1 pseudogene is annotated in these 754 nt (G+C 76.0%); it reads left to right on the plus strand.

Features of this window, described 5'->3' with window-relative positions:
* Window positions 1–754, plus strand: a pseudogene (locus ACLEQD_RS44640) (2-succinyl-5-enolpyruvyl-6-hydroxy-3-cyclohexene-1-carboxylate synthase); the annotation flags it as partial.

Here is a 754-nt window from a genome sequence, read left to right on the forward strand (position 1 = left end):
CGCATCGCCGCCACCGAGCGCGGCGTCATCGTGTGCGGCCCGCGCGACGAGGACGACGGCTTCGCGGACGCCATCGCCGCGCTGAGCCTGGCGACGGGCTACCCGGTGCTCGCGGAGGCCACGTCCCAGGCGCGCTACGGCGGCGGCCCGCTGACCGTGTCGCTCTACGACGCGCTCCTCCGCCATGAGCCGTTCACGCGGACCCACGCGCCGGAAGTGGTGCTGCGCTTCGGCGGAGGCCTGACGCCCAAGTCGCCGCAGCAGTGGCTGGATGGCTCCGGCGCGGACATCACCGTCTTCAGCGACGAGGGCGCGCTGTACGACCCGGCGCACCGGGCGGCGCGGGTGGTGGAGGGCAGCGCGGTGCTCGCGTGCCGTGCGCTGACGCAAGGGCTGTCGCGAGGCCCGGGCCGCTGGGCGCAGGACTTCGTGAACGCGGAGCGGGTGGCCCGGAGCGCGCTGGAGACGGCGCTCGGGGAACAGCCGGACGCGCTGACCGAGCCCCGGCTGGCGCGCGAGGTGGTGGCGGCGCTGCCGGCGAACGCGCTCTTCTTCGTGTCCAGCAGCATGCCCATCCGCGCGGTGGATGCGTTCGCGCACGGCGGTGGCGTGCCGCTGCGCGTGCTGGCGAACCGGGGCGCCAACGGCATCGACGGCATCGTGTCCAGCGCGGCGGGCATGGCCGCGGCGGCCGGAAGGCCCGCGGTGCTGCTGACCGGCGACCTGGCGCTCCTGCACGACGTGGGCGGGCTCG

The organism is Corallococcus sp. 4LFB, from assembly GCF_046520365.1.
In the GTDB taxonomy this organism is placed as follows: Bacteria; Myxococcota; Myxococcia; order Myxococcales; family Myxococcaceae; genus Corallococcus; species Corallococcus caeni.